Below are 5,391 nucleotides of genomic sequence, written 5' to 3'. Positions count from 1 at the left end.
TTTCCTGAATTGTCAATGTTGTTTTTATATTTTGCGCAATTCAGAATATTCTGACATCAATTCAACATGCTTTTGCGAATGGCGCGGCTGAACATCCCCTTCCATTTGCCTTTCCATTTCCTTTTTCATTTCACATTTACAAAAAGCAGCCATACCAACACTCTGATACAACTGCTTGTATTTTAAAACATTGATTTCATTTTAATTATCAGATATATGGTTGCAAAAACTGCAAACAGATACACACACCCAATAATTGCAGAACTCTTTTTCCCTCTTCCCCATTTTTCCGTTGCAAGATACATTGCATCCAACACATCAAACAGAAAGAAAAACTGGAATACCGTATGTACAACTGCTTCGGCAAACCCTATTTTCCCACTTTTATAGGTCATACGGATCACCTGGATCCCATAAAAGCTTCCCGGTAAAATAGCAAGCCATGTTGCACCAACCGAAAAAACGACTGCTACAATCAGCCACGGCAGCAATACCGGAGCAAAGATTATCGCGGCTCCCCGGCTTCCTACCAGCACTGCCATACTTATGAAAAAATAATAAATGAACAGAACCAGAAAATTCACACAGAAAAAGACAACCAGCCCATATTTATGGATCAGCATGCGGTTCACGCATTCAATCGGATTTCCCGTTTTGTATATCTTAAATGACTGTCCAATATTTATGATTCCCACAACTGCCACAAGTCCCCAATAAAAAAGCAGTGGAAGAAACACAATCATCAACGTTAATCCGATATGCCCCTCCTGGATTTTATCCAGCAGTCCCGTAACAATAATAAGATATACATATGCAAGTGGTACACATAAAGTTAATAGTATTACATAAAGAAATGTACTTTTCCGTGATTTTCTATTTTCCATATCCTGGCTCTCCATATTTCAGGAAAAGGGAACCGTAATTTTCTATACAGCTCCCTCTTTCCCTGTCTTCTATTTATCTGCGTCCCATAAATGCTTCAATCTCATCGATCTGTCTCGGAATTGCTCTTGACAGATTTTCACATCCGTCTTCTGTGATCAGGCAGTTATCTTCCAGGCGGAATCCAATGCCCCATTCTTCATGATAAACACCGATATCTACACAGAATACAACACCCGGTACAGCAAGTCCGCTTCCTTCTACCACGTCATGTACATCAAATCCAACATGATGTGCTCCACCGTGCCACATGTAAGTTCCAATATCTTCAAAATTTTTGCATACTCCAGCTTCTTTTAACTGTTCAAATGTATATTTACGGATGATCTTATCCACATCCAGAAGCGGTACACCCGGTTTCAGTGTACTGAACATATATTCTGAAGTATTGTAAATGCACTCATAAAGCAGTTTCTGACGGTCATTAAATCTTCCATTGCACGGAAATGCCCTGGATACATCGTTGATCTCATAATCCCATACAGCACCAACGTCATTCAGGATCATATCTCCATCCTGTGCCTGTCCGCGATAATCATAATAATGAATTTTAAAGTTGTTCTTTCCTGAGGAAATGATAGACGGAAATCCTGGTGAAAGCACTCCCCTCTGAGCCAGTGCATAATCAAATTCTGCTTTATACTGGTATTCGTACATTCCCGGTTTAGATGCTTTCATCATTGCTTCGATTCCGGCCTTTGTGATCGTTTCCGCTTTCTTCATCGCCTCGATCTCGCATGGTTTCTTGATCAGGCGAAGCTGCTTCATAATCGGATGAAGGTTGCCAAATCCAACAAACGGAGCATGTTCTTTCAGATAATTACCAAGGCGGTATGCTTCTACCGCCGGCGTATTTTCATAAACCTTGTCAAAATCAAGATAAACTTTCTTTACATTGCCAGAAAATAATTGTCTAGAAAGATCATTCTGGAATGCTGCCACATATTTGTAATTCGTGATTCCTGAAAGTTCTTCTGCTTCCTCTTCTTTTATACGTCTTCCGGTCCAGCGTTCTGCAAATGCATCCGGAGGAAGAATATACAGAGTTTCTTCAATTGTTCCCTCTCCGACATAAGCCATCAGTACAATATTTTCCTGCTCGATTCCTGTCAGATACAAGAAGTTACGATTTGTAAAAAACGGATAATTCTCATCATTGGTCTTGATCGGTGCATGTCCGCTGAATACAACCACCAAAGATCCCGCTTCAAGTTTCTGATACAGGCTCTTACGATTTCCTGCATAAAATTCTTTATTCATTTGTCAATCCTCCTGCTCTCTGCGCTTAGTGTAAATATTTTTCTTTCAGATATTCAATATAATAATCGGTATTCAGCTCTTCTCCTGTTGCTTTTTTGAGCATCTCACGCGCAGAATAGGTCTGTCCGTACTGGTGAATATGTTCTTTTAACCAGTTTCCAATTGCAGATGAGTCTCCCTTTTCCAACTTTTCAAATGCATCCGGACAATCAGTAAGAAGCTTATGAGCAAACTGTGCAGCGTAAGCATCTCCAAGTGCATATCCCTGGAAATATCCTACACATCCGGAAGCCCAGTGCACATCCTGCAGGATTCCTTCCTGATGATTCTTTGGCGTAAATCCCAGATATTCCTGATATTTTCTGTTCCATGCTTCTTCAATTGTATCCACTGTCAGTTTTCCATCAAAATATTCTTTTTCAATTTCGTAACGGATGATGATATGCAGGGTATTGGTAAGCTCATCTGCTTTCAGACGGATCAGTCCCGGTTTTACTTTATTGAGTGCCGCAAGGAATGTATCCAGAGAAATCTCTTTGTATTTTGGAACTTCCTGCTGCAGATATGGGTACAGGTTCTCCCAGAATTCTCTGGTTCTTCCTACATGATTCTCGTAGAATCTGGACTGGGATTCGTGCATTGCACCTTCAATTCCGCCCCAGAGTCCGCTTTCTGCGACCTCATCGTTCGCATTATAATTATAAAGCCCGTGTCCGATCTCATGAACCACTGCCAGAATCGCATGAATCAGCTCATCACAGTTTGTGGATGGCCTGGAATCACGCGGTCCGGTGCAGACACATACCGGATGATGGATTTCAAATAAAGTACTTTTATCTTTATCAAGTCCCAGGATCTCCTGCGCTTTCTTCACAATACGAAGTACCGTATCATGATCTGCTTCACATTCCAGAATAGAATCATCAATCTTACTCTGCTCTTCTCTTACCGCATTTAAAATTTCGCAGACAGCATCTTTGATTTTTGCCAAAATTGCATCAATCTCTTCCAGACGATAATCCTTATCAAATCGGTTCACCAGAACCTGATATGGTTTTTCATCCGGATTGATCGCTGTTGCTATCTTCTCCTGTAAATCAAACTGTTTTTTCAGTACCGGCTTAAAGCTTTCAAAATCATCTGCCTCATAGCATTTTCCCCATGCCAACTGTCCATCTGCATTTGCCTGATTCAATTCCCCCTGCAGGCTTGCTGGGATCTGTACTGCTTCTTTATACTTTCCGATCAGATAACGTACCATACCTTTGTCTGTATCTGAATCAAAAGCCGTCTCTCCTTCCAGTGACTCTACCAGTTCTTTTGTCTCTTTGCTCGTCAGTTTCTCATTCGAAAGCTCTGTCAGATATGCTCCGACTTTCCCTTCATAATCAAATCCATCCTTCGGGCAGTTATTCCATCTGTCATAGTAAATAATATTATCCATACACTCCAGATAACGGAGTTTCACAACAATATTCTTCACCTTTTCCATCTGTTCTTTTGTAGCCATTACCGTACCAACCTTTCTCCTTAGACTAATGTTCAAACTCTGGTCCGATTATACCATTTGTTTCCCCGTAGTGTCAATCTTTTGGCAAAAGCCGGTTCCTCTGTTATGCCTTTATTTCTTCACTGTAGATTCGTTCGATATGCATTGCCAGATACCCGATTTCCATCTCATCAAGTTCTTTTCCAATACTCTTTCCGAGCATATCGCAGACTTTTTTTGCAGTCATATACGCTTCCGGAAATTTGGATTCTATATATTCATTCATATTGATACGAAGATCCTCCCCCGTCATAGCACGTGCTACCATATATTTGATATGGTTCATCAGACGATTATAGGAAAGCGAGATCACATCGATCTTTTTTCCTGTTTCTTTTTCGATCATCTCAATACATTCTCTCACTGCACGGGCCGTCTGCATTGCCACAGACACTTTTTCATCCTCGATTGCTGAATGAATGTGAAGTGCCACGTATCCGATTTCATGCTCATCGATCGTGATCCGCATTCTCTTCTGCAAAATATCTCTGAGCACGGATGCTGCTTGAAATTCATTATGAAAAAGTACTCTGATATCATCTGTCAGTGGATTGCTGATCTGCTCCTGATTCCGGATTCGCGAAACAGCAAAGGAGATATGATCTGCCAGCGGGATCATGATCCGGCGGTCTACTTTCCCAAAAACTTTTTCTGCTTCCCGGATCACCTCATCTGCGATTTCCAGAAATTCCGGATCCATCTCCTGCACCAGAGATTTGGCAGATCCTCTGTCTGTCTGTTCGGTCAGGCGGTAAGTTGCTGTATCTTCTGTCACTTCAAAACGCTGACTGACCTTCTTTCCAAAGCCAATTCCTTTACCGAGAAGGACGTATTCCTGGTTATCTTCTGTATTGATTGCGATCACGCCATTATTATTCAAAATTTTGCTTACTCTGTACATATCTGATTCCCCCGAAGACGAGTTTTAAGTTCTGATTTTATCCTAGCAGAGAATGAGGGGAAAGTCAAAAAAAGGTTGAGAAAAAGGGAACGCAAATTTGGCTGTTTTCTGACGGGTGTGAAATAGCTTCCGCAAAAAACAAATAAAAGCAGAACGGGGCTGTTGCACGATGGATCGTGCTTAGCCCCGTAAGTTTGTTTGATGTTTTTGATGTGATTATCACAAAATCTGTGAATAGATTTTATTTGGTTTCCCGGATCTTCTTTCTGAGCGGAAGTACCATTGCAGGGGATACGGATAATTCGTCTAATCCCATGCTTAAGAATTCTTCGGTCAGTTCGAGGTCAGCTCCGAGTTCGCCGCAGATTCCGATCCATTTGCCTTCTGCGTGGGCATTTTCGGCTGCCATGCGGATCATTGCAAGGACTGCCGGGTGGTGCGGATCGTAGAAGGCATCCAGCTTCTGGTTCTGACGGTCAATTGCCAACGTGTACTGGGTCAGATCATTGGTCCCTACGCTGAAGAAATCCACTTCTTTTGCAAGCTCACGGCTCATCATAACGGCAGCCGGTGTCTCGATCATGATTCCCAGTTCCACATCCTCACGGAACGGTATCTTTACCTCACGAAGCTCTTCTTTGACCTCTTCGATGATCACCTTGATCTGCTTCACTTCTTTTACCGAAATGATCATCGGGAACATAATGGCGATCTGTCCGTAAGCAGATGCCCGGTACAA

At 41.9% G+C, this 5,391-nt stretch carries 5 protein-coding genes; all 5 read right to left on the bottom strand.

Going from position 1 to position 5,391, the window contains the following annotated elements; translation table 11 throughout:
* Window positions 1-182: 182 nt before the first annotated feature.
* Window positions 183-884, bottom strand: coding sequence for a hypothetical protein (locus PGU50_RS17755; protein ID WP_195503090.1), 702 nt, complete (start codon window positions 882-884; stop codon window positions 183-185).
* A 73-nt stretch (window positions 885-957) separates the two neighbouring features.
* Window positions 958-2,202: an aminopeptidase P N-terminal domain-containing protein gene (locus tag PGU50_RS17750; protein WP_173826551.1), complete on the bottom strand. Its 1,245-nt coding sequence runs from the start codon at window positions 2,200-2,202 to the stop codon at window positions 958-960.
* A 25-nt stretch (window positions 2,203-2,227) separates the two neighbouring features.
* The gene (locus PGU50_RS17745) at window positions 2,228-3,712 is read right to left on the bottom strand and encodes a carboxypeptidase M32 (RefSeq protein WP_270247629.1); all 1,485 of its coding nucleotides are present in this window, start codon (window positions 3,710-3,712) and stop codon (window positions 2,228-2,230) included.
* Window positions 3,713-3,815: 103 nt separating this feature from the next.
* Window positions 3,816-4,652 (bottom strand): PRD domain-containing protein, encoded by an 837-nt coding sequence (locus PGU50_RS17740; protein ID WP_270247628.1) that lies wholly within the window; start codon window positions 4,650-4,652, stop codon window positions 3,816-3,818.
* 241 nt (window positions 4,653-4,893) lie between these two features.
* On the bottom strand, window positions 4,894-5,391 hold a 498-nt coding region (locus PGU50_RS17735), incomplete at its 5' end, for an aldolase/citrate lyase family protein (RefSeq protein WP_270247626.1).

It is taken from the genome of Coprococcus sp. AM11-30B, assembly GCF_027674365.1.
In the GTDB taxonomy this organism is placed as follows: Bacteria; Bacillota; Clostridia; order Lachnospirales; family Lachnospiraceae; genus Allocoprococcus; species Allocoprococcus comes.
This window is presented reverse-complemented; position numbering and strand designations above follow the sequence as displayed.

Excerpts from the sequence above, each read along its gene's own strand:
- PGU50_RS17755 (WP_195503090.1), bottom strand. The coding sequence starts at position 884 with ATGGAAAATAGAAAATCACGGAAAAGTACATTTCTTTATGTAATACTA.
- PGU50_RS17750 (WP_173826551.1), bottom strand. The coding sequence starts at position 2,202 with ATGAATAAAGAATTTTATGCAGGAAATCGTAAGAGCCTGTATCAGAAA.
- PGU50_RS17745 (WP_270247629.1), bottom strand. The coding sequence starts at position 3,712 with ATGGCTACAAAAGAACAGATGGAAAAGGTGAAGAATATTGTTGTGAAA.
- PGU50_RS17740 (WP_270247628.1), bottom strand. The coding sequence starts at position 4,652 with ATGTACAGAGTAAGCAAAATTTTGAATAATAATGGCGTGATCGCAATC.